This is a genomic window from Vibrio rubrogenes (genome assembly GCF_059641415.1).
The window spans coordinates 36,475-63,454 of record NZ_JCARSY010000017.1; the positions used below are offsets into that span (position 1 = coordinate 36,475).

Here is a 26,980-nt window from a genome sequence, read left to right on the forward strand (position 1 = left end):
ATATTACGAGTTGTTTATGTTTATCTGCGACGTTGTTAAATCCATTTGTTGATTTTATTATGGTTACTATTTCTTTATATGAAACCCCCAAAAGTAGGTAACTTTAAAGGTATGCATCCCAATCAAAAGTGATATTAAACATGACAAATAAATCAATAAACTCAACTTCAATAAAAAAAGACAATGAAATTCGAAAAGATGGAGAATTCTTACAGCAACTAGGTATGGATTACATTTCTATCTATATTGAAACATCCAGAAACTTATCAGTTGTTTCCAATCTTCCTTGTGATATGAAGTTAATTTACAGAGATGAAAATCTTTTCTATGAAGATCCTATGATTCGTAATCAGAAGCATGGTTTATTTATGATGAGAAGAGATGAAAAAGAACGGAATTTTTCTGAAAAGATTAAATCTAAATTTTCTGTGCATAATGTATATGCTAGGTCAAGTATTATTGGTTCAACAAAAGTATCCTACGTTTTAGGATGTAAAAGTTCTCATTATCCACAATTTAACAATAGCCTTGATAGTCGTATTATTGAATTTTCAAAGTTCATGATTCGTAAATATAGACATGATATATCTCAAGATTTATCTGAAATAAAAATGTCTCCAATAAACATTTCAGGCGATTACTTTATTGATAAATTGTTCACTGACAAGCAAATAGAAAAACCTAATTATGGGGAGTTGGTTTGTTTATCACTAGCAAAAGAAGGCTTAAGTATGATAGAAATATCAAATTTAACTGGATATACAATTAATACAGTAAAGAGTAATTTAAAAAATAGTAGAGTTAAACTGCAAGCAAATAAAACAATTGATGCTGCGATGACAGCTTTAAGTATGGGGTGGATATCGTGACTTACTTAATTGCTGCCACTTTTATTTGGGCATTCTCTTTTTCACTGATTGGTAGTGCGTTAACTCATGTTGACCCTTATTTATCTGTTGTAATTAGAACGTTTCTTTCCTTTTTGATATTTTTACCTTTCATAAGAAATAACTTTTCAAAACAGCATGTAAAATTCATATTTATTGGTGCAATCCAGTTAGGAGTCATGTATTGTTTTTATTTTAATGCATTCCGATTTATTAGTGTTAGTAACATACTATTATTTACTATATTTACGCCAATATACATAATAATTATTAATCAATTGATTTATGATGGTTTCTCTCTTAAGAGTTTGTTTTTAGTTATGATATCCGTTATTGGGGCCTACGTCATCCGGCAGACCAACATCGAAGAGGCGACTTTAAAAGGTTTCTTTCTTATTCAAGGAGCCAACTTTTGTTTTGGTCTGGGACAAGTTTTATATAAGAAAAATATCCCTACAGGAATAAAGCAATCAACTGTTTTCCCTTATTTTTATTGTGGCGCATTTTTCATTTCTCTGGTTGCATTCATAATTTTGGGAGATAAAAGTAAGTTACCAACCACACCAACGGAAATTATGACACTATTTTATTTGGGTGTGGTTGCCTCTGGTATTGGTTACTATCTCTGGAATAAAGGTTCAACACGAGTTTCTGTAACTCAGCTTGCGATCATGAACAATTTATTAATTCCTGCTGGAATTATTGTCAATGTCGTGTTGTGGCATGGTGAGTTTGACACAATGAAACTCGTTATTGGTACTTTACTAATTATCGCAACATCACTGATTGACATTCGTAATGGTAGAAAAGTTGAAATCAGAAACAGTAGCGATCTTGCTTAGGTTAGTGACAATCTTTTCTATATCATTAACTAAATCTTTTTTAATTGCATTGAAAGTATGTTGAGGATCATGCGGTTTTTTGGGAACAGTGACAATACAGCTGAGTTCTTTTTTCCCCTTAGCTGAGAATGAAGCCAGATTGTAGTAACCGTGTGATTCCATTATGCGAATATAATCAGAACTGTAATTTCCTTCGGTATTCGGATAATTAATTTCTGTTGGGTTAGATTCTGTAAAATCAAAAGTATCATCAATTTCATTATAATGGTTGCTATAGTAAATCTTCTTATAACTATCAGGCATGTTTGATAGGATCTCTCTTTCCTCTGTATCCGGATCAGTGATTCTTATAGCAATAAATGTTTCATTCAGTTTGATAAACGTATTGATTTGCTCACTAATGGTCATATTGGCTCTCCATATGTAAAATATTCTATGTAGATCTACCACTGAATATGATACTGAATCAACTCAGATATGCACTTTTACGATCTAAAATCACACACTTATCTGTGATTTTACTTTTCTCTATATGCGTTACTTGCGTAGCGATAGTATGATCACACTTTCAAATTTATTCACTTTTCCTATTGGTATTAAAGACTATTGATACTCACTTAAAACTGTTATGAATTAACGCAAAATACACTTATTCACAGAACTCCAAGTTAAAAGAAGGTGCAAGGCCGGACTCAATCCGCCACGCAAAAACACGGGTGATTAATTCACGTCCGGCAGTCATCACCCCTTTTAAAGCCCTGACCAATTCGTTATCACAATATTGGCTGGTTTTCACTGCTCCGGTGGTTTGGTCAACAGAAAGCTCATAGTAGGGTTTAAATACCTGTGCTTGGCGCTCACAGAACACAGGCACACAATTTACCAGCGGAGACTATCAGCGCTTTCTCAAGCAAAAGAGCCTAACCAGCAGCATGAGCGCTGTAGGCCATTGTGCAGATAACGCGGCTTGTGAAGGGTTCTTCCCCAACATTGCTTCTCATAGCGTTCTGTCAGGGATAGAGCGCATGAAATATCAACATATTTATGGATTAACCAAGCTCTCTTGTCATAAAGCGGCTATGGGGATCTTCCTTATAATCGGCAAAAGGCCCGCAATAACGAAACCCAAATTTTTTGTATAGATTTCTGGCTGGTTTGAAAAACGCCTGAGACCCAGTCTCTAAACTTACCCGCCGATACCCCTTTTCACTCGCAATACTCAAAACATGCGTCAGTAAATGACTCGCAATACCAGACCGTCTGGCCGTATTAGACGTTCTCATAGATTTCAGTTCGATATGCTCTGGCGTTAGTTGTTTCATTGCTAAACAACCTTGTAACTCATCGTCAACCCAACAACTAAACAATGTAATTTCAGGAGATTGAAGGCTATCGACATCAAGAGCGTGAGCACTTTCCGGGGGGGAAGTCGCGTACATATCAGCGAGGTGCTCTTCGAGCAGTTTAATGACAGCATCACTCGATAAGTCATCAATAATAATATCCATAATTAGCTTATCTCCACTTATAACCTTTACTGATGAACCAACGCCTATAATCAACCATTACACTGAATCTGTCATCTGAAGCTAAGCTAACTCTCCCATTATTTCAGATTATAGAAACCTTGAGTGATGGTGATCATCTTGCTCTTCAGGGCATAATCCAATATCTTTTTTAAGATGATTATTCATATCGGTAATCTTATGGCTATCCTTATCAGGGAAAACATTAAAATATATAAATTTCAATATTTTGATAAGAAAACTATTTTTGTAAAGTACGGTTAACAGCATCGTATTACTCTTGATTACTGATTAGATGCCGCTATTATCGATGTTAATCACTTCCGTTACGAACAACGATTCATTACAGGAACTATAAGTACAACTTATGGACAATCGACTCCGTTATCTTTCAGCACTGCGTTTTTTCGAATCGGCTTCTCGTCTGAAAAGCTATAGTAAAGCGGCTGAAGAACTGCATGTCACACAGGCAGCCATCAGCCAAAAGCTACGACAACTTGAAGACCGTCTGGGATGTAAATTATTTATCCGTCGTGGACGTGAAATGCATTTGACCGATAAGGGACAAATACTTCAAAAGCATGTCAATGACGGTTTTAAAAACATCATCACTGGATTAAACCGAATTCAAAATGAACCACTCGAAGGCATGCTGAACGTCAGTGCGCCTCGTTCATTCTCCACACGTTGGTTAATGCCTAGACTGTGGAAGTTCACTATGGCGTTCCCACATGTCCCAATTCGGGTACAAAGCGTGAAAGAAATCGATATTCGCCACACCGAAACGGATGTATTAATCTGGCAAGGAAATGAAAATGTAAAGCATCTGGATTTAGATCAAGAGACACTATTTGAAGAAGACATCTACCCTTATTGTTCTCCGCAACTCGCGGAATCAATGAAGTTCGATAGTCCAGAGCAACTCCTGAGCTGTTGGTTAATTGATTTTCACGCTGCTCCTTTTAGCTGGGAGCAATGGTTTCGCATTGCAAATGTCAGTGCCAAAAGAGAAGGGATTCAATGGATGGAAGTCAGTACCTTTGATATGGCGATCAATGCAGTCGTCGCCGGACACGGCGCATGTCTGGCGACTGAAAGTATTTCGGCAGACTTTGTTGAACGAGGTATGTTAGTTAAGCCATTCAATATCGGGCTAAACCCCGGAATTCGCTATTCTGTCATTAGCGACCCTTCATCTTCACGGGTTCTGAGAGTCAATGCATTTAAATCGTGGTTACAAAAAGAATTAAACGTCTAATCGTGACGTAAACACCGAGTCAGCACCCCATATAAAAAAGCGGGCAGAAGCCAGCTAACATGTTGCGATGAAAGCGTTTGTTTATCTGCAAGGGGAACCTCATAAATTCCCGACACCGCCATCAACAAGCAGTTCAGACCCGAGCATATAAGAAGACTCATCAGAGGCGAGAAAAACTGCTGCTTTTGCTAGTTCAAGTGGTGTCCCTAAGCGCTTCAATGGCACAAGCTTTTTGACCTGATCGATCAGAGCCGCCTGTTCATCTTCCGGTAAGCCAAATTTGTCAAATGCCTCTGTCAATGTGGGCCCCGGACTCAGTGTATTCACACGAATTCCCAGATGTTTCAGTTCTCCCGATAATGTCCGGGCAAGCGAGATAAGCCCGGCTTTACTGGCAGCATAAATGCTACTTTGCGGTAATCCGATTTGTGCTGAAACGCTCCCGCATAAAATGATCGAAGCTGAATCAGACAATAACGGCAATAATGCCCGGATGAGAAAGAAAGGCCCTTTTAAATTGGTGTTCATAACCCGGTCAAAAGCCGCTTCATCCCATTCATCGAATGGCTTGTGTGTCACATCTCCGGCATTGATATAAATCACATCGAGTCTCGGGAATTGTCGTTTGATTTCATCCGCTAAAGCTTGCTGTTGTTGTATATCGGCAGAATCACTTTGAAGCGTAATGGCATTGTCACCCAAATAGCTTTTTGCACTTTCCAAACTGGCTTCATTCCGCCCCGTGATAGCAACGTGAGCGCCTTCTAAACAAAACTGCTTTGCCGTTTCCAAACCGATCCCGGCAGAGCCTCCGGTTATCAACGCATATTTATTTTGTAGTCTTAATGTCATGATGTCCTCGATTGTATTTACCTTCATTCAGGGGCATTATGACGATCATAGTTTCAATTAAATAGTAGGTACCAAATGGATACCAAAGAAAAAAATTTAAATAACGCCGCAAATCGCGAGTCATCCTGCCCTATGGTTGATTTTGTAAATATTGTTTCAGGTAAGTGGGCGATCCCAATTCTCTATCGGCTGATTGTGACAAACGATATCATACGGTTCGGGGCGTTACAGCGTGCAATCGGTCCAATCACCCAAAAGGAATTAACCAAGCAACTGAGGTCATTTGAAAATCTAGGGCTCGTGACGCGGACGGTCTATCCGGAAATGCCGCCCAGAGTCGAGTATTGTGTAACGGATTTGGGGAGAACCCTAAAGCCGACTTTAGATTCTTTAGCTCACTGGATGACAGAATACAGAGAACAGCTGTTTCAAACATCCAATCAGTCAATTTGATGGGGATCACTAACATTGTTTTTTTGAATCATTATTAAATTGAGTTAGACGACTAATTATATAAAAACATTCAAATAACTTATCACACGGTGTAAAACCAATAATAATTTTATGGCCAATGGACATTCTTGTAAGCCCTAATAACCTGTTCACAGTTATCTGGACTTTCACCAGAAATCTGTTGATTTGCATGAAGTTTTGCACCATTAATAAATATAATTTGATACATCGAACGCATTTTATTATCAAGTTTGAACAGTTCGAACCAATTATCCATCCATTTCCCAACCTTTAACAATTCAACTTCTGGATCAATTCCACAAGCACTAGCTCTACCAATTAACGTTGCATAAGAAGCCATTTTATTTGTATATACATCTATAGAAGAAGAATCTATAACACTAACATATCGTTGATTATTACTTTTATGTGGATCTTTAGTTTTTTCAATTTTTGATAATAGGTAATTCTTTGCTAATTGAACTTCTTTAATCAAATTACTATATCTAATTTGTGACTTACATATCTCAGGTAAGTTTAATGATAAAAATTTATATTCAAGCAAAATATTAACTACATCAGTATCTTTAATTCCTTTATCGTAGTTATTAAACTTTTCTATACCTAACATATCATTTTCATATATAGGAATATATTGTTCCTCACAAAATGAAATCAATTCCTTCTTTTGCGTTTCATAAGATATCAATAACTCATTGTTTCTTTTTTATCACTAATTATCTTCTCTCTCTCCCTATCAACTACAGTAGAAAAATATATACCTGAAAAATAATTCAATCTATCAACAGCATTTAAAAACTGATTTTCAAAACTTTCACACAGTTCAGAAATTTCTTCAGAAAAATCACGTTTACCACAATAATAGTTTAGAAACTTTGACTGCTCCTCTATTACTTTCACACTTTGTTTACACAAAATTCCCATATGACGAGATGTTTTTATATTTTGATTGAATTTATGGTTAAAATCATCCAATTTAATATTATTGGATTTTTGAATTTCATTGCAAAATTTAGTTCCTTTGTTTTTAGTAACTGAACCATCTCCATCTATTTCCATAATAATTTCATCCCCAGATAAAATCTTATATGGAAGTAAAGGTTTACTGTTAACATTGAAAGGAAGAGATAAAATCAAAAAAATGATGCTTTTTTTCACTATAAATCCTTTATACCTGAGAAATATAATCAAATGGCAATGTCAACAATGAGATCTAGATGAAGTACACCTAATTGTTATAAAACAAAGCACAACTTCAAAAAATAGTCAAATCTAGCCATATAGTGTAAACAAAAAGGCTCCTGAAACTTAAAAGTGAGTCACTTTGAATAATATAGAGTATAGATTCAAACAGTACCCGAACACCGTACTTTATCTCCTTAACAACAAAAACGGTACTTGGAACCAATGTCCGTACCACAATTCCCCCCGCTCCCCCCACCTCAACCAGCCGCGCGGCTTAATCGATCCCAGATATCTGCCCACTCAGGTAAACGAGGCGGCGCCTCGACTAGCAGTTGTTCGGCCCCCGTCTGATCTAAACGATGCAATGCGGCATAAAGCGCCTTGCGATAGTCATGGTGATTACCGGTAACGACGATGCGATGGGGGCAATCGAGCTGATGGAGTAGCGGCGAATAAACTAAAATACCGGAGGTCTGCGGTGCCGCTTGCAGCAGGGTTGCCAGTGATTCGGTCGGGCAGATGATAACTTTGGCATTGGGTTGATAATGCACTTTCTGATTGCCCGACACCGATTCGGTGTGGCTGTGCGGCACGCTGATCGGAAACGGCAAATAAGGCTGGAGATCTGCGGCGGATAACGGCCCGCAACGTAAAATTTCAGCCTGATGCTCACCAACCCGCAAGATGGTCGATTCAGTCCCGACATCGCAGTTTCCCCCATCAAGAACGGCTGAGATTTTGCCGTCCAAGCCGTGGATCACCTGTTCCGCACTGGTCGGGCTCAGCTTTTGATAAGGGTTGGCAGACGGGGCTGCAACCGCCATATCGAACTGCTGTAACAACGACAGTAACACCGGGTGATTGGGCATTCTGACCCCAATGGTCGGCAGCCCGCCGGTGATCACATCAGAGACCGAAGGATGGCGTTCAAAAATCAGCGTCAGCGGGCCGGGCCAGAAAGCATCAGCCAACGGTGCCACCCAATCCGGCACATGTTTGACCCACCGTTCAAGTTGCTCCAAATGACCGATATGGGTAATCAGCGGATGATTTTTCGGCCGCTGTTTGGCGGTAAAAATCTGCGCAACCGCCTCCGCGTTACTCGCATCAGCCGCCAGTCCGTAAACGGTTTCGGTCGGCACAGCCACCAGTTGACCGGCCTTTAAAAGTTCTCCGGCACGCTGTAGCGCTGCCGGAATTTGTGCGTTGAGAATCTCTGTTTTCATGTCCGGTCTCTCACAGTCCATACGCCATTATCGAAGAAAGCCAGTTGGTGTTGGTCAAACCGGGCAAGATAAAGCCACTGGTTATCGACCAGTTGTTTGACCATCGGATGGCGGCTTATCACCGACTCAATCGCTGCTTCCGGCGCATCGATCACCACCGTTAAGCGTAACGGCTCATGGCGCCACTGTTGACCATCGTGCAGCGACTGACGAGACAGGCCGATGCGCAAATCTCCGCCGTTGCCCTCAAATACACCCAGTCTCCCTGCAACCACGTTATGTAAGGTTTTATTCCCGGAGCCATAGCGGTGATGATCCACCGTTGAAGCGTAATACTGCATGTTAATCCAGTTGGTGACGATCATCGGTGCGGTCATAATCTGCGCCAGCCCGCTTGCATCCGGATCCTGCTCATAGTGGTATTCATGGAGAAAGGTTCGTCCGTCGAGCTTGATACCACGAGTCCTTTGTCTCGGAGCAACAATAAACGCCGCGTTATTGACCAGCCCCCATTCAGGCCGCGTCTGAGCCCAGTCATTGGCACGTCGGTTGAACCGCTTTTGGAGCGTGCTCCGGGAATGATGTGTCAATCCTAATTGTGGTGCGCGCTCCATCCGCGCTGCAAGAGATGCAGCGTCCAGTTGCTTTTGCAATGTTTGCAGCGTGAGTTGAACCTGCTCATCAAAAATGTCGGTATCGTACAGCGACAGCGCTTCTGTGGTGGTGTTGTGTAATCCGGCCACAAAGCGGGTTGAGTCAGGTATTTGGATACCACGTTGCGTTAAACCTTCACGAACAGTCGGCTGGTTCAGCATTTGGGCTAAAGCCCGGACATTCACCTCACCGGTTTGACCACAACACGCACCGCAGTCCAGACCGGCACGCTGTGGATTATTAGCGCTTTCGCTGCCGTGACCGATCAACAGGACAATGGGCGCGAATTCGGTGGTGAGCCCCATCCCTTTCAATATGTTTTCAGCCAGCGTCACTTGTTGTTCAGGAGCAGCGAGTAATGTCGGGCGAAGCGGGTTGGCATTGGTGGCCGACAGTCCCGGTGCTTTAGCCGAATGTCCGTGTAGCGGCAGAGCCCGTTTAATCAGTTTACCGACATAGCCTAACCCCAGAGCTTCAACCAGTGTGAAGGTGGAGGCCGGCATGGTATTGAACCACGACCAACCCGATTCGCGCTGCAATGCCGCCTGTCTTTGCCCGGCCAGCTTCGCATCTTGTTCACCACAGCCGACACTCTCGCCTATGGTCAATGACGGAGCCAGCAATCCGGGCAGCTGCGGGCGTTTTATTTCGGTGCCAAGCGGGGTAAAACTGACCGGCAAACCGAAAAATCCTGCAAATCCAAGGGTGTGAATATCCTCCCCTTGTTCTTCCAAATGACGCCGAATCACTTCGGAACGCACATCAATACAGAATACCGCCTGAACTTTCGGGGCATGTGTGCGCATCGGGGTCGGCTGGGTGACGGCTTGGCTGAGCTGACGCTGATAGCTGATTTCATGCGCCCGTTGCCAAATCAGCCGCCGGTTGATGATCTCTGGCTGATATTGCTGAAAATGTTGGTGCCAACGGTGCTGCCAACGCTGCCAGACTGATCCGGAATGGCGTGCTTGATCATCCACCAGCCACTCCCAGCTTAAGCGAATTGCCAGTAAATCGATCAGCGTCTCGTCATTTTGTTGCGATAACTGCGCCTGCCACTTGAGATAGGCACACCATGCCGCCCAGCCACTGACCCGGTAGATTACCGCTTGCAAATAGTCTTGCCACTGCTCGGGATCAATATCTAACAGCATTAACACCCGTCGGATTTGCTCACGCGGGGTAGTCGCCATCTCTGTAGCCCGATGAGGAATATGGGCTGCTTTCATCAGTAACGCAACGCTGTGATCGTGACACAGGGTATCACGCCAGCTTTGATACAATCCCACCTCACTATGCGGGTGCCAGTCGGCCTGATCCTGATCGAAATAAGCGGCACAAAACTGAGCAATCTGATGGGTGATGGTATCGCACCACGCAGGCTCGTGGTTCAGATGACGCTGGCTGTCAAGCATATCGCACAGCAAAGGTGCCGGCGTCGGAGGAAGATCATCCGCTTGCAATGTAGCGGTTGCTGCTGCAACGTCCCAACCTTTGGCCAACTTGAATGATGCCAGCGCTTGCGCCAGATCCGCATGATTAATGGTGCCGTTTTCCCAGCGCTCGCGGTAATAATCCAACGGCATTGCCATCGGTGAGCCCGCAAACTGGGCAAGATGATGTGCCACCTCCGAGAAAGGACGGTCAATCAATGACCAATACGGGTTCACGGCAATCATCCGATCCAGCGGCCAGTTGGGCGCAATACTGTCGCACGCCGTCTCAATCGCTGCATTCAGCGTATCGGTTATCTTAGGTTCATCACCAAGTAATGCTGTCATACGGGTTCTCCGACGATGGAATGCTTGCGGTTGACCTGCGTCTGAGCTTGTTCAAGCGTCAGTTTTATCGGCCAGACTTTGAAGGTGAAACGGGTGAACGTCTCATCGAGATAAAATCCGTTGTAGACCCAGGGATAAAGGCGTTTCACCATGCGGTTGTGCGGATAACAACGAATCCCGATCTGACCAAGATAGAGCAAGGCGAAGATCACCGCGACAAATCCAAGTAATCCTATCTGTTCAGGGCCGGCTGGCGGTGCAACATGCGCAAATACGCTGTGCCATAACAGGTACAGATGTAAGACCAAGCTGCTGCGCAGCACACCGATCGCCATCCCCGCTCGTGCCGTATTGCCTGCACACCAAAACAGCGGTGCACAGCCCAAGATCAGAATCACGCTGGCAGAAAGCGGTAACGACAAGCTCGGTAGCCACTGCTGCCATAGCATCGGCATGCCGATAACCACCGCAGCAGAGAGTAATACCGACCCGAAAACGCCTTGAATGCGAACCGCTTGCGGGAAGTAATCCCGGTACACCGTCTGAGCAACCGCCTCTCCCGCACTGAGAAAGCTATACGCTTTGTAAACGGAGTGGGCAATCAGATGGAGCAGTGCCAGTTCGTACAGTCCAAGGCCGATTTCCATCAGCATAAATCCCATTTGCGCACAGGTTGACCATGCCAGACGCACCTTGATACTGATGCGTGTCATCATCACCCATCCGGCCAGTAAAGCCGTGGTACTACCGACAATCACCAACATTGACTGTGCCAGCGGGGCAAGATTCAGCAGCGCTGCCAGCGAAATCAGCACGAAGCCACCCATATTGACCACTCCGGCATGGAGTAAGGCTGACACCGGTGTCGGAGCCTCCATCACCTGAATCAACCAGCCATGCAAGGGTAATTGCGCGGTTTTGAGAATCGCAGCAACAGCAAATAAGCAAGCCGCAATATTTAATTCCGGCGGGAGTGTCGTCATCTGCCCAAGTTGCTGATTGAGTATCGGCAGCGAGAAGCTCCCCAGCGTTTGATACATCAGGAACAACGCAGCGATTAAACAGACATCGGCCATGCGGCTGACCAGAAATTTTTTATGCGCCACGATTTTTGCCGCTTTACGATCCCGGTAATGTGTGAGCAAAAAATGCAGACTGATACTACTTGCGCTCCATGCCGACATCATCAGTAAAAGGTTGTCACTTTTCACCAGCAAGGCGACCGAGCCGAGTGTAAATAACATCGCCCGCACAAAGCGACGCTGGCCGGAGTCTCCTTCGAGGTAACGAGAGGCATAATCAATAATCACCCACCCGAGTAACGTAATCAGTAACCCCATCAGGGTCGGTAAAGCCGGTGGTAACGTCTGGGTCAGCAATCCTGAACCTAAGGGAACGCCGATACTCGCGAGTAACGCAAGGCGTGATGTGGTGCGGGCAACCGCCCAATCATGCTTACGGGTTACAAGGCAGACCAAGAAGCCGAGTCCGTACAGGGCAGCAATGCAATCGTCGCCCGGTATCAAATCTATCAAATCATCTCTCCTGAAAATGTGTATCAATTGGGGCGTATTGTTGCAGCAAGTAAAATGAGATGTAAAATAGATAGATATTCACAAACCGTTCTTTTTAAGTGAACAATAGAATGAGAAACCTCAACTTTCATCATCTGCACTACTTCTGGACTGTTGCCAAAGAGGGACATCTGACCCGCGCCGCACAAAAGCTCAACGTCTCTCAATCGGCCCTCTCCTCTCAGATCAAACAATTAGAAGGACAGCTCGGCCATAACCTGTTCCATCGTCGAGGACGCACGTTATTACTGACTGATGTGGGGCATCTGGTGCTGGAATATGCCGAGAGTATTTTTAATCTGGGCAGTGAGTTACTGTCGATGATGGAAAGCGGTGAACAACACCGCGTCGAACAGCTGCGGATTGGTGCGGTGGCAACGCTTTCGCGGAACTTTCAGGAGAACTTTCTGCGTCCGGTGATTGGTCGGGATAACGTCAAACTGGCACTGTGCTCTTCTAACTTTGACGATCTGCTGGAACAGCTTCGCGTGCATAAGCTGGATTTGATTCTCTCCAACCGCCCTGTCGCCTCCGACTCAACGACACCATGGCGGTGTAAGTTAATTGCACAACAGGGGGTCTGTCTGGTCGGGCCCAATACACCGGAATTCGGGACGTTACGATTTCCACAAGATCTGATGCACACCAAATTACTGTTACCGGGACCGGACAGTGAGATCCGTACTCAGTTTGATTTGTATTGCGAGCAACATGGGTTGTCAGTCACCCCTTATGCAGAAGTTGATGATATGGCGATGTTGCGACTGTTGACCCGGGATGCCGGAGCTGTCGCGGTGATTCCCGAAGTCGTGGTACAGGATGAAATTCAGGCCGGAACCCTGAAAAGCTATGCCACCTTAGATTCTGTCATCGAAAGCTTTTATGCCATTACGGCCAAACGCCATGTGGAACTGCCGATCCTGAAAAAGTTGTTTAAAATTCTTTAACACACGGCCAGTGATACCGCGGTGAAGAGGTTGAATCAACTTAAATGCATCAAAGTGAATCAGTTCGCTACCCGCTTAACAAAAAAGTAATTTATTTACATTTACACAACAATTTTCTGATATACCTAAGTTGGAACACTATTTCTATAAAGAGAGGAATTGTTGTTATGTTTTTCAGCCTACGCCAAACCAAAATAAGAACACGCCTGTATCTGCTACTCTTCGCAAATATTTTATTAATCATGATGTTATTTACCAAACTCTTAATAGAATATAAGCATGATCTCATGGAAGAGAAGCAAATTAAGACACAACATTTAATTGAAAGCACTTATAGCTTGCTCTCTTACTATCACCAATTAGAAACTGAGGGAACGCTGACCCGTCAAGTCGCACAACAACAAGCACAACAAGCCATCAAACATCTTCGCTATGGCAAAAATGATTACTTCTGGATCAACGACCTCACTCCCACAATGATCATGCATCCCTTTAAACCGCAGCTGGATGGCAAAAACCTTTCTCAGGCCAAAGATCCGACCGGAAAAGCGCTCTTTTTAGAGATGGTGCAAGTTGCCAAGAATCAAGGCGGTGGCGTAGTCCATTACATGTGGCCCAAACCCGGTTCAGAGACCGATGTAGCAAAGGTCTCTTACGTAAAACTATTCAAACCTTGGGGATGGATCATCGGTTCGGGGATTTATGTGGATGATGTCGACCAACTGGTTGCAGAGAGAACAACAATGGCCTTGTGGTCTGGATTGTTGATTGTGTTGGTCCTGAGCGTATTATCAGCATTGATCATCCGCAGTATCACGCGCCCCTGCGATACAACCCGTCAAGCCCTGAATGATATTTCTCAGGGAGAAGGAGATTTAACCCGCCAGCTCCCCGTCAATGGCAAAGATGAGTTTGCCCAGATTGCAACCGCATTCAACCGCTTTACCGTTAAAATTTGTGACGCGATCCGAAACATTAAGCCAATTTCTACCAATCTCACCCATTCCGCAACAGACCTCAACGCGGTTGCCGAACAGTCTATCAAAAAATCGGAACAGCAATTACAAGCAGCCAATTCCGTGGCCTCTGCAATGAACCAGTTGCAGTCAAGCACGCAAGATGTTGCAACAGCGGCGGATGAAGCAGCCCGCTCCGCTCAAATTGCCCGTCAAAAGAGCCAAGAGAGTAGTCAAGTTCTCATCAACGCCTCCCAATATATGACCTCCTTGTCTGAATTACTGACTGAAACCGAACAAAATACCCAATATCTGACTAAAGATGCGGATAACGTCGGTGAAGTGTTGAATGTCATTCGTGGTGTCGCTGAACAGACCAATCTCCTGGCACTCAATGCTGCAATTGAAGCGGCTCGCGCAGGTGAACAAGGGCGAGGATTTGCCGTCGTCGCTGACGAGGTGCGAACCCTTGCAACCCGAACGCAAAAGAGTACTGATGAAATTGAAGAAATCATTACGGCCTTGCAGAAACGAGCTAGTCATTTAAGTTCGTCCATGGCTCAAACCAAACAACAGTCGCTCGAAACGCAACAAGAAACCCGTAAAGCACAAGAGATGCTCAATGACATCAATGAGCAAATCCATACGATTCAGGCACTCAACGAAAATATTGCAGCAGCCTGTCTGCAGCAATCTTCGGCAAGTCAGGATATCAGTCATAACATAACCAATTTAGCCGAGCACAGCCGACAAATCACCGAAAGCGCACAGGATATTGGCAACACCAGCCAGAGACTGCTCCAAGACAGCCAATCCTTAAGTCAGAGTTTTAGTGTTTTCAAAACCTAACCACTCCCGGCGGTCAAGGGGCAAAGCATTCAGTATTGAATCGGCCGATCATCACTGAAACCGAGTACAATTACCGAGTACAATTACCGAGTACAATTGATGCGCTGATGGTCTGTTCTGACATCTCGCACCAAAAATGTCTCTGCCAATGATTGGCATACATTTGATATAAGTACAAAGTCGGATACCATAAATATGATTTAATACCTATTTTATAAACCAGTCACTTATTCAGGATGACCATGAACGATAAAGCCATACTCCCCTTCTATTTAATGCAAAATGTGATTCAACACTATGCGTGGGGAAGTACGCACGCCATCCACAATCTGTTTAATATTCCAAATCCGGAACATTTGCCTCAGGCTGAAATTTGGATGGGGGCGCATCCGGGTGGATGCTCTCAGCTTATCGAAGGTGAGCAACACTACTCTCTTGCTGAGTTCATTGAACACTATCCATCGTTGTGTTTATCCGCACAAACTCATCAGGCTTATGGCGAGTTGCCATTCTTGTTTAAAGTGTTGGCGGCAGACAAAGCGCTTTCGATTCAGGTTCATCCGAGCAAAACAGATGCGGAAACAGGATTCGAACGCGAGAACCGACAACACATCCCCCTCAATGCTCCCGAGCGTAACTACAAAGATCCCAATCACAAGCCTGAGCTGGTGTATGCCTTAACACCTTATCACGCACTGAACGGATTCCGCCCGTTAGACGACATTCTCCGGACGCTGACGAAGATGAATCTTCAGCCGATTGAACCGTTGGTCAAGCAACTGCAAGCGGACAAAAGCACAACCGGATTTCAGTCATTCTTTATTCGTTTGCTGTCATTGTCCGGGGAACGGAAATCACAGGCAATTACGGCATTGCTGGCTTACGCAGCACAACATCAACAAGATGATCCGCTCGCTCGGTTGATTCTCGATTTAGCACAAGATTATCCCGAAGACATTGGGCTGTTCTCTGCGCTTTTGCTCCATTATGTGATTTTACAACCGGGTGAAGCGATGTATCTGGATGCCAAAACCCCTCACGCCTATCTGAAAGGAACCGGACTGGAAGTGATGGCCAGTTCAGATAATGTGCTCAGAGCGGGGCTGACCCCGAAGCACATTGATGTTGAGGAATTGGCGAAATGCACGTCATTCGCGCCTAAACCGCAAGACACACTGCTGATTGCACCGGAAAAATCTGAGGGTGTTTGTCATTATCCAGTCCCGGTCAATGACTTTAAATTCTCAATTTATCCGTCCCCGCGCGACGTTACCCTCACAACCACCAGTGCAGAAATCGTTTTTGCGATCGATGCAGATGCCCACTTGCAGCATGAAAGTGGTCTGACGCTCACGTTACATAAAGGTCAGTCCGCGTTTATTCCGGCCGCTGCCCGCAGCTATCGGATTAATGCATCCGGTCGGGTTGCGAGAGTGTATAACTAGTCATATCCACGCATATCACCGTATCCTTTTATATGGCATCAATTCTTCTGAATTCGATGCCATGATTCACTTTCATTCCCAGAAAAAATAACGAATTGAGAATTAATTTGCTCATGCCAAACGATTGCGCGAGCTTTTTAGTGATTAATTCGCTAGAATGTGCGCCACAAAATTTGACATCTATTTCGTTCAATCAACTCTGTGAATTTGAGGAAGAAGGAAGCAATGAATAACGCTCGCCCTATTCGCCGTGCGCTTATCAGCGTATCAGACAAAACTGGTATTGTAGAGTTTGCCAAAGCACTGGCTGACCGTGGCGTTGACATTCTGTCAACAGGTGGCACCGCCCGCCTTTTAGCTGAACAAGGTATTTCTGTGACTGAAGTTTCCGACTACACCGGATTTCCTGAAATGATGGATGGTCGTGTCAAAACTCTTCACCCAAAAGTTCATGGCGGGGTTTTAGGCCGTCGGGGACAAGACGACGAAGTCATGGCTCAACATGGTATCCAGCCCATCGATATGGTGGTTGTTAATCTGTATCCATTTGCTGCCACCGTTGCCAAAGCAGACTGTTCACTGGCTGACGCAGTTGAGAACATTGATATCGGTGGCCCGACGATGGTGCGTTCTGCCGCGAAAAACCATAAAGATGTTACCATTATTGTCAATGCTTCCGATTATCAACGCGTAATCACCGAGATGGATGCGAACAGCAATTCACTCACGCTGGAAACACGCTTTGATCTCGCGATTGCAGCTTTCGAACATACTGCTGCTTACGACGGCATGATCGCCAACTACTTTGGCAAGATGGTTCCTTCTTACGGTGAGAACAAAGAAGGCGATGCAGATTCGAAATTTCCCCGGACCTTCAATATGCAGTTCGAGAAAAAGCAAGATATGCGCTATGGTGAGAACAGTCACCAATCTGCGGCTTTCTATGTCGAAAGTCATCCGCAAGAAGCGTCTGTCGCGACCGCTCGGCAGATTCAGGGCAAAGCCCTCTCCTACAATAATATTGCCGATACGGATGCTGCTTTAGAGTGTGTGAAAGAATTCTCCGAGCCAGCTTGTGTGATCGTCAAACACGCCAACCCATGTGGTGTCGCTTTAGGAGGCTCGGTTCTCGAAGCTTATAACCGCGCTTATCAGACCGACCCAACCTCTGCTTTTGGCGGTATTATCGCATTCAACCGTGAACTGGATGCAGCCACGGCTCAAGCAATTGTTGAACGACAGTTTGTGGAAGTGATTATTGCCCCCACCGTAGCCGATGACGCGATTGAAGTCGTCGCAGCGAAGAAAAATGTCCGTTTGCTGGTCTGTGGTCAATGGCAAGATAAAACCACCGGTTATGACTTTAAACGTGTCAATGGCGGATTGCTGGTTCAGGATCGTGATCAGGGCATGGTCAGTGTCGATGATTTGAAAATCGTCTCAAAGCGCCAACCTTCCGAAACTGAGCTGAAAGATGCACTGTTCTGCTGGAAAGTCGCCAAGTATGTCAAATCAAATGCGATTGTCTACGCGAAAGGAGACATGACTATCGGTGTCGGTGCCGGACAAATGAGCCGCGTTTACTCTGCGAAAATTGCCGGGATTAAAGCCGCTGACGAAAATCTGAAAGTGGAAGGAACCGTGATGGCTTCCGACGCATTTTTCCCATTCCGTGATGGTATTGATGCTGCGGCGGAAGCGGGTGTTACTTGTGTGATTCAGCCGGGTGGCTCAATGCGCGATGATGAAGTCATTGCTGCTGCCGATGAACACGGTATGGCGATGGTCTTTACCGGTATGCGCCATTTCAGACACTAAGTCAGACGCACAACCTGAGTCAGTGTCCGTGGTTCGCTCATCAGGGCTCTGACTCATTATCATTCTCAACGTGCTGCCTCCGCTGGAGGCAAACAACTTGAACACAGGAATTCATCTTTATGAACGTACTTGTTATCGGTTCTGGTGGACGTGAACATGCACTCTCCTGGAAAGTCGCGCAAAACCCACAGGTCGAAACTGTCTTTGTCGCTCCCGGTAATGCCGGCACTGCGCTGGAGAAAAAGGTCAAAAATGTCGGTATTGACGTTGAAGATATTGCAGGCTTGGTTGCTTTCGCGCAGCAAAACGCGATCGATTTAACCATTGTAGGCCCCGAAGCACCGTTAGTGATTGGTGTTGTTGACGCCTTCCGTGCTGCCGATCTGCCGATTTTCGGTCCGACGAAAGGCGCGGCACAGCTCGAAGGCTCGAAAGCCTTTACCAAAGATTTTCTGGCACGCCATCAAATTCCGACCGCTGATTATGCCAACTTCACCGAGATCGAGCCGGCACTGGCTTATGTCCGGGAAAAAGGTGCACCTATCGTTGTCAAAGCCGATGGCCTCGCTGCCGGGAAAGGCGTGATCGTTGCCATGACACTGCAAGAAGCAGAAGATGCGATTCAAGATATGCTGGCTGGTAATGCCTTTGGCAATGCGGGTAGCCGGGTGGTGATCGAAGAATTTCTGGAAGGCGAAGAAGCCAGTTTTATTGTGATGGTTGACGGTAAGAACGTATTGCCAATGGCGACCAGTCAGGATCATAAACGGGTCGGCGATCAAGATACCGGACCAAACACTGGTGGTATGGGCGCGTACTCTCCAGCCCCCGTCGTCACTCAAGAGATTCATGACCGTATCATGGAACAGGTCATCTATCCGACCGTGGAAGGCATGGCAGCGGAAGGCCATCCATATACCGGATTTTTGTATGCAGGTTTGATGATCGACGGTCAGGGCAATCCTAAAGTCATTGAGTACAATTGCCGCTTCGGTGATCCCGAAACGCAACCGATCATGATGCGCCTTCAGTCAGATTTAGTTGAACTTTGCCAGACCGCAATTGCTGGCAAACTCGATCAAGCCGAGTCCAAATGGGATTCTCGCGCATCGATTGGTATTGTTTTAGCTGCGGGTGGCTACCCCGGTGATTACAACAAAGGTGATGTCATTTCAGGCTTACCGCAAACAGACACGGAAGGTGAGAAAGTCTTCCATGCCGGCACGCGCGAAGCAGACGGCCAAGTGGTAACCAATGGCGGGCGTGTTCTTTGTGCTACCGCATTAGGCAATACGGTCTTTGAGGCGCAACAGCGTGCTTATGCATTAGCGAAACAGATTCAATGGGATGGTGTTTTCTACCGCAGTGACATCGGCTACCGCGCAATTGCCCGAGAGCAGCAATAGCCACATCCACATCGAGAGAATCTGGCTGAATCAATACCACTCGTGGTAACAATTATTGATTCATTCTGACCACCGCCCCAAGGCGGTGGTTTTGTTTAGGCATAAAAAATCGGCCTGTCCAACAGACCGATTGGAGATGTCAGTATCTACCCGCGACTAAACCGTAAACCGATCAACCAGTGATTTCAGTTCTTGCGTCTGGTCTCTCAAATCACGGCTTCCTTTACGGTTTTCATCCGTAACCTCGGCCACTTGTAAACTTTGCTCGGAGATAATCACAACGCGTTCAGATATATTCTGGCCCACCTGACTTTGCTCTTCAGTTGCCGTCGCAATCAATGTGTTCATATCCATAATCATACTGACAGAATCGAGGATCTCTGCCAGTGCATCACTTGCCTGGTGTGCTTTTGCCACGGTATCTTCACTTTGAGAACGACTATCCAGCATCGACTGGACCGCTTCTTGGGTTGCCCCTTTTAGTTGTTCAATGATGTGATGAATGTCTCCGGTACTCTGTTGTGTCCGGCTGGCGAGTTTTCTTACTTCGTCAGCAACAACCGCAAATCCACGCCCCTGCTCACCTGCCCGGGCAGCTTCAATCGCGGCATTGAGGGCCAGTAAATTGGTCTGTTCGGCAATATCCTGAATCACATCTAATGAAGAAGAAATGTTGCTGACATTGCTTTCGAGCTTATCCATCACCATGTTGGCAGATTCAAGTTTCCCGGCTAATACGGCAACAGAGTCAACCGCAGAATCAACGGTCGCCATTGCTTCTTTTGCTTTCTCATCGGCAGCTTGTGCAGCCGCTGCGGCACTTGAGGCATTCTGAGAAATATCATGTGCGGTCGCGGTCATTTCCGTCACCGCGGTCGCAACCTGTTCCGTTTCTTCCCGTTGTGTGTTCGATAACTGATCAACCTGATTAGAACGCTCAAGCATACACCCGGTTTCATTACTAATCACATCACTGTTTGACCTCAACTGGCGAATGATATTTTGGAGGTTTTCGACAAACTGGTTAAAGTTATGGCTCAGAGAGGCATATTCAGGAACCTGATAAGCTTCCATACGCGCGGTTAAATCGGCATCCCCATTGGCAAATCGGGCAATCGACTGATCAAACCTTTGTAATGGTCCCAAAATTCCACGGCTAAATAAGATCGTGAACACCGACACAAGGCACAACATACCGGCTCCCATCGATGCCATCCACACAAAACTCCGCTTCATTTCATGCTCGGACTTTGCAGTCATCTGCGCGGTGATCGCTTCAACGTCATCGATATAAAATCCAATTCCGATAATCATGTCCCACTGAGGCTCATAGAGAGAATAACTCAGCTTCTCAGAGGCAACTTTTTCTCCGGGTTTCGGGAAAAAATAGCTCGAAAATCCGCCACCGTTCTTGGCTTGCTTAATCAAATTCTGAATCAGAAAGTTACCTTTGCTATCTTTCATATCCCAGAAATTTTCACCAATGCCCTTCCCGGTATTTCCCAAGAAAAAACGGTTGCCTTTGCTGTCGTATCCAAACACATAACCACTGTCACCAAAACGAATCTGAGAAAGTTTTTCAATGACATCTTTTCGATCAGCATTGTGCTCTTTCAATGAAGTCAGAGAAGAGTCAATAATATCGATGTACGCCTTCAACTCATCGCGTTTCTGCTCGGAAAGGCGTTGATGAATTAACTGTTGCTGGGTGTGATTGAGATTAGACATTTGTTGATATGATATAAAAATCATCCCAAAACTAATCAATAACAAGGGAAGTATGGACAGCGCATAGACGCGTGATTTAATGGTTAATTTTGACATGATGCTTTCCTCAGTATTCTCGCTGACAAAAGCCGATGACGTTGAATGTTATCTTTTTGTTTAAATAATACTACATTAAATTGATTCCATATATGAATATTTCTTTGCTCACGCAGCTCCTCTTCTGGAAAACAACGCGTAAAAATACATAACTGCAGGACAACATTTCTCTTTGCACGAGGGAAAACGTAAAGCTTTCGTCATCTTCGATACACAACCATTAACCTTTCTGCTATTTTTCGCTAAGGTAGCCCCATAAATGTACATTGTCTGCGACTAATAACCACTGATGAAAACCAACCTGATTACCCGAGAAGGCTATAATCGCCTCAAACAAGAACTTGACTTTCTCTGGCAAAAAGAGCGCCCGGAGGTCACCAAAAAAGTGACTTGGGCAGCGAGTCTGGGCGATCGTAGTGAAAATGCGGATTACCAATATAACAAAAAGCGCCTGCGGGAAATTGATCGACGCATCCGCTATCTGCGTAAACGTCTGGAACAAGTCAAAATCATTGATTACTCACCTCAGCAAGACGGCAAGGTCTTCTTCGGGGCGTGGGTCGAAATTGAAAATGATGAAGGTGAGACGCGATGTTTTCGCATTGTCGGCCCGGATGAGATCTACGGGGATGCCAAGAACTACATTTCGATTGATTCGCCCATGGCCCGGGCGCTGCTCAAAAAAGAACCTGACGATGAATTCACGGTAGAAACGCCCCAAGGGCCAAAAGCGTGGTTCATCAACCGAATCGAATATAGACAAGACTAACGACATCGAGAGAGAAATATACGGATGAGCCAAGCTATCTGTCATACGATTGCTTCAGAGCTGAATGTACGCACTGAACAAGTTATTGCCGCTGTTAACCTGATTGATGACGGCAGCACCGTCCCTTTCATTGCCCGTTACCGGAAAGAAGTCACGGGCGGGCTAGACGACACCCAACTACGGACACTGGACTCGCGGCTTTCCTATTTACGCGAAATGGATGACCGCCGCCAAACCATTCTGAAATCGATTCAAGAGCAGGGAAAACTGACCCCCGAGCTGGAACAGGACATTATCCAAGCGGACAGTAAAACCCGTTTGGAAGATCTCTACCTGCCTTACAAACCCAAACGGCGCACCAAAGGACAAATTGCCATTGAAGCCGGTTTGGCACCGCTCGCCGATCAACTCTGGGAACAACCGCAAACCGAACCGGAACAAGCTGCACAAGCTTATCTGAACCCTGAGCAGGGGATTAATGACACCAAAGCAGCTTTAGATGGTGCCCGAGCCATCATCATGGAGCGAATTGCTGAAGATGCCAATCTACTGGAAAAGCTGCGCCATTATCTACTCAAACATGCGGTACTTGTCTCAACAGTCATCGATGGAAAAGCGCAAGAAGGCGAGAAATTCAAGGATTACTTCGAGCATCAAGAGCCGATCAGTAAAGTCCCTTCTCACCGCGCCCTCGCGATGTTACGTGGCCGTAACGAAGGTATTTTGTCACTGGCACTCAACGCTGATCCTGAACAGGAAGAAGGCCGTCGCAGCTCTTACTGCGAAACCCTGATTGCACAGCACTACGGGCTGCATCTCAGCGATGCACCGGCTGATGCATGGCGTCAGCAGGTCATCAGTTGGGCATGGCGGATTAAAGTCTCCATGCATATGGAAACGGAACTGATGTCTGCGATGAAAGAACGGGCAGAGATTGAAGCCATTGACGTCTTCGCCACCAACTTGAAAGACTTGCTGATGGCGGCACCCGCAGGGCCAAGAGCAACGTTGGGACTGGATCCCGGTTTGCGTACCGGTTGTAAAGTGGCCGTTGTCGATGCCACCGGCAAGGTACTGGCAACCACGGCTATTTATCCCCATCAGCCGCAAAAACAGTATGAAAAATCCATTGAAGTCATTGATGGACTGGTGCGCAAATTCAATGTTGATTTGATTGCCATCGGTAACGGCACTGCTTCTCGTGAAACCGATCTGTTTGCCGCAGATTTGATCAAACGGGGTAATCTCAAAGTTCAGAAAATTGTCGTCAGTGAAGCGGGGGCATCGGTCTATTCCGCATCCGAGCTGGCGGCCAAAGAATTTCCGGAGATGGATGTCTCGCTGCGCGGGGCGGTTTCAATTGCCCGACGGTTACAAGATCCGTTGGCGGAGTTAGTGAAAATCGATCCGAAATCAATCGGGGTCGGTCAGTACCAGCATGATGTCAATCAGTCACTGCTGGCGAAACGTCTGGACGCTGTGGTGGAAGACTGTGTGAACGCGGTCGGTGTCGATGTCAACACTGCATCTCCGGCACTTCTCACCCGCGTTGCAGGCCTCTCAGCGACACTGGCGGATAACATTGTGGCTTTCCGCAATGAACATGGTCGTTTTGAGAGCCGCACAATCCTGAAGAAAGTCCCCCGTCTCGGTCCCAAAGCGTTCGAGCAGTGTGCCGGGTTCCTGAGAATTATGGACGGTAAAAACCCTCTCGATGCTTCAGCGGTTCACCCGGAGGCCTATCCGGTTGTATCTGCCATCGCAAAGAACAATCAGCAAGAGATGAAGTCATTAATTGGCAATACCGAGTTTCTTAAAAGCCTCAATGCAAGAGATTATACTGACGATCATTTTGGACTGCCGACGGTCACCGATATTATCAAAGAACTCGACAAACCGGGACGCGATCCTCGTCCTGAATTTAAAACGGCTACGTTTGCCGACGATATCCACGCAATCTCGGATTTGGAACCCGGCATGATCCTCGAAGGAGTCGTCTCCAACGTTGCCAATTTTGGTGCCTTTGTCGATATCGGCGTTCATCAAGACGGATTGGTTCATATTTCCGCGCTGACGGATCGGTTTGTGTCTGATCCGCGAGAAGTGGTCAAAACCGGTGATATCGTCAAAGTCAAAGTGATGGAAGTTGATGTGGCGAGAAAGAGAATCGGTCTCTCGATGCGCCTGTCTGACGAACCGGGTCAGGCGAATCGTACTACCGCACGCAACCAGACGACTTCACGTCCGGCTCAAAAAAAACCTCACCGTGATACTGTTGCCACCAATAATGCGATGGGTGGTGCATTTGCAGCGGCCTTTGCCAAAGCGAAAAAGTAATTGATTCGATGCCGCTGGGAATGACGCTCTGCAAAAGCTGCCCCCAGCCATAAAAAAAACCCTCACTTCATCTGAAGTGAGGGAATTCCATAACAGCAATATTTCTTCCTCGATGACGATGAGGTTTACAATATTGCGATGACCTCCGAAGGGGTATTCGGTGCGATGGCATGCCCATAATGATATTTTATGACCGTTCGCCTTCGCGCCATTTGTCCTTCGGTTATCGCTGCATCAATGATATGTTTCGGTAACCGGAACCGGATTGTATAACCTTTGCCCTGATCTTGACTGTAGGTCGATAAAGCTAACAATTTGAAAAGCCGCTCAAGCTCACTTTGTGCTTTTTCCTCATGGGAAGAAACGATTTCCTGTTCCTGCTCAGAATCAATCTCATACTGAGGATGTTCTGCGGCATCCCAAGACGATCGCTTGCGCTGCTTATCATCGGATTTCAACCGCCGCTCTGCGTTGGCTTTTTCCAGTTGTACGGTTGGTACGACAGGGGCTCTGACACGATTATCATGCTCTGCCTGTTCCGTCGGCACATTCACCGATGGGGCGATAAGTGGCACACTGATATTATTTGGTGACACAATCATTGCCGAAACCTCCTTCAGCATCGCCCAGCCCATCCAATGTTCAGACATCGAATGAGTTAGAACCTATATCGACTCAACCGTTCAAATATTTAACAATAAACGCTGACATTTTAAACAATATGACAAAAAACTGACAATCGCCAAACTTTAACTATTGTGCGAACCACCGGATCTGTTGGCAAAACTGTTCAGTTTCGGTCATAAATGGCGCATGAGATGACTGAGTAAAAATATAACAATGGCTGTCCGGTGCCATCTCGTCCAATTGCGCTGCAATCTGTACTGGCACCAGACCATCGAGCCGACCGTAAAGGCGCAGCATCGGCACCGAGATCTGAGCAATGTGGTCACGAAAATCAACATTCGCGAGCAGGTTTAATCCTGCCATCAACGCTTGCGGCTGTGGTACGGGACGAGAAAACACCATCTGTTTCAATTGCTTCACATCTTGTCGGGCGGTCGGGCTTCCCATCGCTTGAAGCGCCATAAAACGCTCGATGGTCAGCTGAAAATCATCGACCAGTTGCTCCGTAAATGCTGACAAAACCTGTGGCCGAATGCCTTTCCACCCCTTTTCAGCAGCAAATTTAGGCGAACTGGCTACTGTAACCAGCTGACTGACATAATCTGCGTGATACAACGCCATATGCGTCGCGACCAAGCCGCCGAGCGACCAACCGACCCAAATGGCACCTTTCGGTGCTTGTCGGATCAGTAATTGAGCAATATCTTCCAACGAGTCCGCATGGATGTCGGCACTATGTCCATATCCCGGTAAATCAACGACATGGGCTCGAAAGTTCTGTTTGAGAATCTCAACGGTATTATGCCAAACGCCCCCGTTCATACCCCAACCATGGATCAACACTAGATCTTTTCCACAACCTTCAACCTGCCAATACAAAGATGCCACTCTGTTCACGTTATCTCCTACAAAACTCATACATTCGCCGCCTTGCTCATCCGTACAATATCACGTCTTTCTTAATGACCCGGAGAAGCAACACATGTTATTGCAACGTATTCAACACACTTTCTGTCGCTGTATTCCCCAATTATGCGCGCTCTGTGAGCTACCGTTAACGGCTTGGGAACACCACTGGTGTACCAACTGCCTGAACTGCTTTCAGCCAACACCCCGTTGTACACGATGTGGCTTGTCGATGCCATTCCCAACCAATCGGTGCGGGACTTGCCTTCAGTCCCCGCCACTGTGGAACGCTCTCTATTGTCTTGGTGATTATGCCTATCCGCTGGCACCAATGATTCATCAAATCAAATACGGACGACAATTCTGGCACATTCCGCCACTTGCGACACTTTTGGCGCAAGTCATACCTGCTCCGGCACCACTATTACTTCCGGTTCCCCTACACTGGCGACGTTATCTTTATCGCGGGTTCAACCAGAGTGAACTACTGGCCCATCATCTCAGTCAGGCACTGGCAGTCACCTATCAAACCAAACTGTTACAACGAATTCGCTCAACACCACCGCAAGAGGGACTACATAAACATGAAAGAGAACAAAATCTGAGAAAAGCGTTTATGTTACGCAATCCCCCCTCGGCCAAGCACGTTGCGATCGTTGATGATGTTGTGACAACCGGAAGTACCATCAGTCAATTATGCCAATTATTGCTTGAAGTTGGCGTCGAATACATTGATATTTATTGCTTATGCAGAACTCCTGAATATCACAATCAATAATTACCGTAAAAAGGATTGGATCTCTGATTTCTCAGGAGTAAAATGGTGAATAAATAGCC

23 protein-coding genes and 2 pseudogenes are annotated in these 26,980 nt (G+C 46.0%); 13 read left to right on the top strand and 12 right to left on the bottom strand.

The genetic code is table 11. The features are described 5' to 3' along the window. Positions 1 to 140 precede the first annotated feature (140 nt). Together AC55NX_RS13075 and AC55NX_RS13080 are read left to right on the top strand one after the other, a co-directional pair. Positions 141 to 869: a helix-turn-helix transcriptional regulator gene (locus AC55NX_RS13075; RefSeq protein ID WP_496996143.1), complete on the top strand. Its 729-nt coding sequence runs from the start codon at positions 141 to 143 to the stop codon at positions 867 to 869. Continuing rightward, positions 866 to 1,729, top strand: a complete 864-nt coding sequence (locus AC55NX_RS13080; protein WP_496996144.1) for an EamA family transporter — start codon at positions 866 to 868, stop codon at positions 1,727 to 1,729. Before AC55NX_RS13075 ends, AC55NX_RS13080 begins: the two co-directional genes overlap by 4 nt. Here the strand turns inward: AC55NX_RS13080 and AC55NX_RS13085 are convergent. Both AC55NX_RS13085 and AC55NX_RS13090 read right to left on the bottom strand, forming a co-directional pair. Beyond that, positions 1,667 to 2,137 carry a hypothetical protein gene (locus AC55NX_RS13085; protein WP_496996145.1) on the bottom strand — a complete coding sequence of 157 codons (471 nt, stop codon included), beginning with the start codon at positions 2,135 to 2,137 and terminating at the stop codon, positions 1,667 to 1,669. The genes AC55NX_RS13080 and AC55NX_RS13085 overlap by 63 nt on opposite strands. A gap of 241 nt (positions 2,138 to 2,378) precedes the next feature. Continuing rightward, the gene (locus tag AC55NX_RS13090) at positions 2,379 to 2,603 is read right to left on the bottom strand and encodes a hypothetical protein (protein WP_496996146.1); all 225 of its coding nucleotides are present in this window, start codon (positions 2,601 to 2,603) and stop codon (positions 2,379 to 2,381) included. Here AC55NX_RS13090 and AC55NX_RS13095 point away from each other — a divergent pair. Next, positions 2,599 to 2,712: pseudogene (locus AC55NX_RS13095) on the top strand (IS3 family transposase); the annotation flags it as partial. The gene AC55NX_RS13090 and the pseudogene AC55NX_RS13095 sit on opposite strands and share 5 nt — an antisense overlap. Before the next feature lie 66 nt (positions 2,713 to 2,778). Here AC55NX_RS13095 and AC55NX_RS13100 read toward each other — a convergent pair. After that, complete coding sequence (locus AC55NX_RS13100; protein WP_496996147.1) at positions 2,779 to 3,237, bottom strand: GNAT family N-acetyltransferase; 459 nt, start codon at positions 3,235 to 3,237, stop codon at positions 2,779 to 2,781. A gap of 385 nt (positions 3,238 to 3,622) precedes the next feature. Here AC55NX_RS13100 and AC55NX_RS13105 point away from each other — a divergent pair, with 385 nt between their 5' ends. Continuing rightward, positions 3,623 to 4,513, top strand: coding sequence for a LysR substrate-binding domain-containing protein (locus AC55NX_RS13105; RefSeq protein WP_496996148.1), 891 nt, complete (start codon positions 3,623 to 3,625; stop codon positions 4,511 to 4,513). A gap of 99 nt (positions 4,514 to 4,612) precedes the next feature. Here AC55NX_RS13105 and AC55NX_RS13110 read toward each other — a convergent pair whose 3' ends face one another. Next, a complete protein-coding gene (locus AC55NX_RS13110) occupies positions 4,613 to 5,365 on the bottom strand; it encodes an SDR family oxidoreductase (RefSeq protein ID WP_496996149.1) in 753 nt (250 codons plus the stop codon). Positions 5,366 to 5,440: 75 nt separating this feature from the next. Here AC55NX_RS13110 and AC55NX_RS13115 point away from each other — a divergent pair, with 75 nt between their 5' ends. After that, positions 5,441 to 5,818 carry a winged helix-turn-helix transcriptional regulator gene (locus AC55NX_RS13115; protein ID WP_496996150.1) on the top strand — a complete coding sequence of 126 codons (378 nt, stop codon included), beginning with the start codon at positions 5,441 to 5,443 and terminating at the stop codon, positions 5,816 to 5,818. Positions 5,819 to 5,927: 109 nt separating this feature from the next. On the opposite strand, the gene AC55NX_RS13120 is transcribed toward AC55NX_RS13115, so the two are convergent. The 5 genes from AC55NX_RS13120 to AC55NX_RS13140 all read right to left on the bottom strand — a co-directional run bounded on the left by AC55NX_RS13120 (position 5,928) and on the right by AC55NX_RS13140 (position 12,217). Next, positions 5,928 to 6,449, bottom strand: a complete 522-nt coding sequence (locus AC55NX_RS13120; RefSeq protein ID WP_496996151.1) for a hypothetical protein — start codon at positions 6,447 to 6,449, stop codon at positions 5,928 to 5,930. A gap of 74 nt (positions 6,450 to 6,523) precedes the next feature. After that, a complete protein-coding gene (locus tag AC55NX_RS13125) occupies positions 6,524 to 6,997 on the bottom strand; it encodes a hypothetical protein (protein ID WP_496996152.1) in 474 nt (157 codons plus the stop codon). A 284-nt stretch (positions 6,998 to 7,281) separates the two neighbouring features. Then, a complete protein-coding gene (locus AC55NX_RS13130) occupies positions 7,282 to 8,250 on the bottom strand; it encodes an L-threonylcarbamoyladenylate synthase (protein ID WP_496996153.1) in 969 nt (322 codons plus the stop codon). Then, positions 8,247 to 10,685 carry a YbcC family protein gene (locus AC55NX_RS13135; RefSeq protein WP_496996154.1) on the bottom strand — a complete coding sequence of 813 codons (2,439 nt, stop codon included), beginning with the start codon at positions 10,683 to 10,685 and terminating at the stop codon, positions 8,247 to 8,249. The genes AC55NX_RS13130 and AC55NX_RS13135 overlap by 4 nt, the downstream gene beginning before the upstream one ends. Then, positions 10,682 to 12,217 (bottom strand): NADH-quinone oxidoreductase subunit L, encoded by a 1,536-nt coding sequence (locus tag AC55NX_RS13140; protein ID WP_496996187.1) that lies wholly within the window; start codon positions 12,215 to 12,217, stop codon positions 10,682 to 10,684. The genes AC55NX_RS13135 and AC55NX_RS13140 overlap by 4 nt, the downstream gene beginning before the upstream one ends. A 113-nt stretch (positions 12,218 to 12,330) precedes the next feature. Between AC55NX_RS13140 and AC55NX_RS13145 the strand changes: the two genes are divergently transcribed. The 5 genes from AC55NX_RS13145 (at position 12,331) to purD (ending at position 19,680) form a co-directional block, all read left to right on the top strand. Beyond that, positions 12,331 to 13,206, top strand: a complete 876-nt coding sequence (locus AC55NX_RS13145) for a LysR family transcriptional regulator (RefSeq protein ID WP_496996155.1) — start codon at positions 12,331 to 12,333, stop codon at positions 13,204 to 13,206. Between the two features lie 167 nt (positions 13,207 to 13,373). After that, entirely contained in the window at positions 13,374 to 15,011 is a 1,638-nt protein-coding gene (locus tag AC55NX_RS13150) for a methyl-accepting chemotaxis protein (protein WP_496996156.1), read from the top strand. A 242-nt stretch (positions 15,012 to 15,253) separates the two neighbouring features. Beyond that, a complete protein-coding gene (manA, locus tag AC55NX_RS13155) occupies positions 15,254 to 16,456 on the top strand; it encodes a mannose-6-phosphate isomerase, class I (protein WP_496996157.1) in 1,203 nt (400 codons plus the stop codon). Between the two features lie 225 nt (positions 16,457 to 16,681). Beyond that, positions 16,682 to 18,274 carry a bifunctional phosphoribosylaminoimidazolecarboxamide formyltransferase/IMP cyclohydrolase gene (gene purH, locus AC55NX_RS13160; RefSeq protein WP_496996158.1) on the top strand — a complete coding sequence of 531 codons (1,593 nt, stop codon included), beginning with the start codon at positions 16,682 to 16,684 and terminating at the stop codon, positions 18,272 to 18,274. Between the two features lie 119 nt (positions 18,275 to 18,393). Further along, entirely contained in the window at positions 18,394 to 19,680 is a 1,287-nt protein-coding gene (gene purD, locus AC55NX_RS13165) for a phosphoribosylamine--glycine ligase (RefSeq protein WP_496996159.1), read from the top strand. Positions 19,681 to 19,836: 156 nt separating this feature from the next. On the opposite strand, the gene AC55NX_RS13170 is transcribed toward purD, so the two are convergent. Then, entirely contained in the window at positions 19,837 to 21,504 is a 1,668-nt protein-coding gene (locus AC55NX_RS13170) for a methyl-accepting chemotaxis protein (protein ID WP_496996160.1), read from the bottom strand. A gap of 289 nt (positions 21,505 to 21,793) precedes the next feature. On the opposite strand from AC55NX_RS13170, the gene greB reads away from it, so the two are divergent. Next, on the top strand, positions 21,794 to 22,273 hold the full coding sequence (gene greB / locus AC55NX_RS13175; protein ID WP_496996161.1) for a transcription elongation factor GreB: 480 nt from the start codon (positions 21,794 to 21,796) through the stop codon (positions 22,271 to 22,273). A 24-nt stretch (positions 22,274 to 22,297) separates the two neighbouring features. After that, positions 22,298 to 24,488 (top strand): annotated as a pseudogene (locus tag AC55NX_RS13180) (Tex family protein); the annotation flags it as partial. A gap of 247 nt (positions 24,489 to 24,735) precedes the next feature. On the opposite strand, the gene AC55NX_RS13185 reads toward AC55NX_RS13180, so the two are convergent. After that, complete coding sequence (locus AC55NX_RS13185; protein ID WP_496996188.1) at positions 24,736 to 25,212, bottom strand: ATP-dependent Lon protease; 477 nt, start codon at positions 25,210 to 25,212, stop codon at positions 24,736 to 24,738. Positions 25,213 to 25,363: 151 nt separating this feature from the next. After that, positions 25,364 to 26,155, bottom strand: a complete 792-nt coding sequence (gene bioH / locus AC55NX_RS13190; RefSeq protein ID WP_496996162.1) for a pimeloyl-ACP methyl ester esterase BioH — start codon at positions 26,153 to 26,155, stop codon at positions 25,364 to 25,366. Between the two features lie 64 nt (positions 26,156 to 26,219). On the opposite strand from bioH, the gene AC55NX_RS13195 reads away from it, so the two are divergent. Next, positions 26,220 to 26,921 carry a phosphoribosyltransferase family protein gene (locus AC55NX_RS13195; RefSeq protein WP_496996163.1) on the top strand — a complete coding sequence of 234 codons (702 nt, stop codon included), beginning with the start codon at positions 26,220 to 26,222 and terminating at the stop codon, positions 26,919 to 26,921. Positions 26,922 to 26,980 lie beyond the last annotated feature (59 nt).

Coding starts and splice junctions, on each gene's coding strand:
- AC55NX_RS13075 (WP_496996143.1), top strand. CDS start 141: ATGACAAATAAATCAATAAACTCAACTTCAATAAAAAAAGACAATGAA.
- AC55NX_RS13085 (WP_496996145.1), bottom strand. CDS start 2,137: ATGACCATTAGTGAGCAAATCAATACGTTTATCAAACTGAATGAAACA.
- AC55NX_RS13100 (WP_496996147.1), bottom strand. CDS start 3,237: ATGGATATTATTATTGATGACTTATCGAGTGATGCTGTCATTAAACTG.
- AC55NX_RS13105 (WP_496996148.1), top strand. CDS start 3,623: ATGGACAATCGACTCCGTTATCTTTCAGCACTGCGTTTTTTCGAATCG.
- AC55NX_RS13110 (WP_496996149.1), bottom strand. CDS start 5,365: ATGACATTAAGACTACAAAATAAATATGCGTTGATAACCGGAGGCTCT.
- AC55NX_RS13115 (WP_496996150.1), top strand. CDS start 5,441: ATGGATACCAAAGAAAAAAATTTAAATAACGCCGCAAATCGCGAGTCA.
- AC55NX_RS13120 (WP_496996151.1), bottom strand. CDS start 6,449: ATGTTAGGTATAGAAAAGTTTAATAACTACGATAAAGGAATTAAAGAT.
- AC55NX_RS13130 (WP_496996153.1), bottom strand. CDS start 8,250: ATGAAAACAGAGATTCTCAACGCACAAATTCCGGCAGCGCTACAGCGT.
- AC55NX_RS13135 (WP_496996154.1), bottom strand. CDS start 10,685: ATGACAGCATTACTTGGTGATGAACCTAAGATAACCGATACGCTGAAT.
- AC55NX_RS13145 (WP_496996155.1), top strand. CDS start 12,331: ATGAGAAACCTCAACTTTCATCATCTGCACTACTTCTGGACTGTTGCC.
- AC55NX_RS13150 (WP_496996156.1), top strand. CDS start 13,374: ATGTTTTTCAGCCTACGCCAAACCAAAATAAGAACACGCCTGTATCTG.
- manA (WP_496996157.1), top strand. CDS start 15,254: ATGAACGATAAAGCCATACTCCCCTTCTATTTAATGCAAAATGTGATT.
- purH (WP_496996158.1), top strand. CDS start 16,682: ATGAATAACGCTCGCCCTATTCGCCGTGCGCTTATCAGCGTATCAGAC.
- purD (WP_496996159.1), top strand. CDS start 18,394: ATGAACGTACTTGTTATCGGTTCTGGTGGACGTGAACATGCACTCTCC.
- AC55NX_RS13170 (WP_496996160.1), bottom strand. CDS start 21,504: ATGTCAAAATTAACCATTAAATCACGCGTCTATGCGCTGTCCATACTT.
- greB (WP_496996161.1), top strand. CDS start 21,794: ATGAAAACCAACCTGATTACCCGAGAAGGCTATAATCGCCTCAAACAA.
- AC55NX_RS13185 (WP_496996188.1), bottom strand. CDS start 25,212: ATGATTGTGTCACCAAATAATATCAGTGTGCCACTTATCGCCCCATCG.
- bioH (WP_496996162.1), bottom strand. CDS start 26,155: ATGAGTTTTGTAGGAGATAACGTGAACAGAGTGGCATCTTTGTATTGG.
- AC55NX_RS13195 (WP_496996163.1), top strand. CDS start 26,220: ATGTTATTGCAACGTATTCAACACACTTTCTGTCGCTGTATTCCCCAA.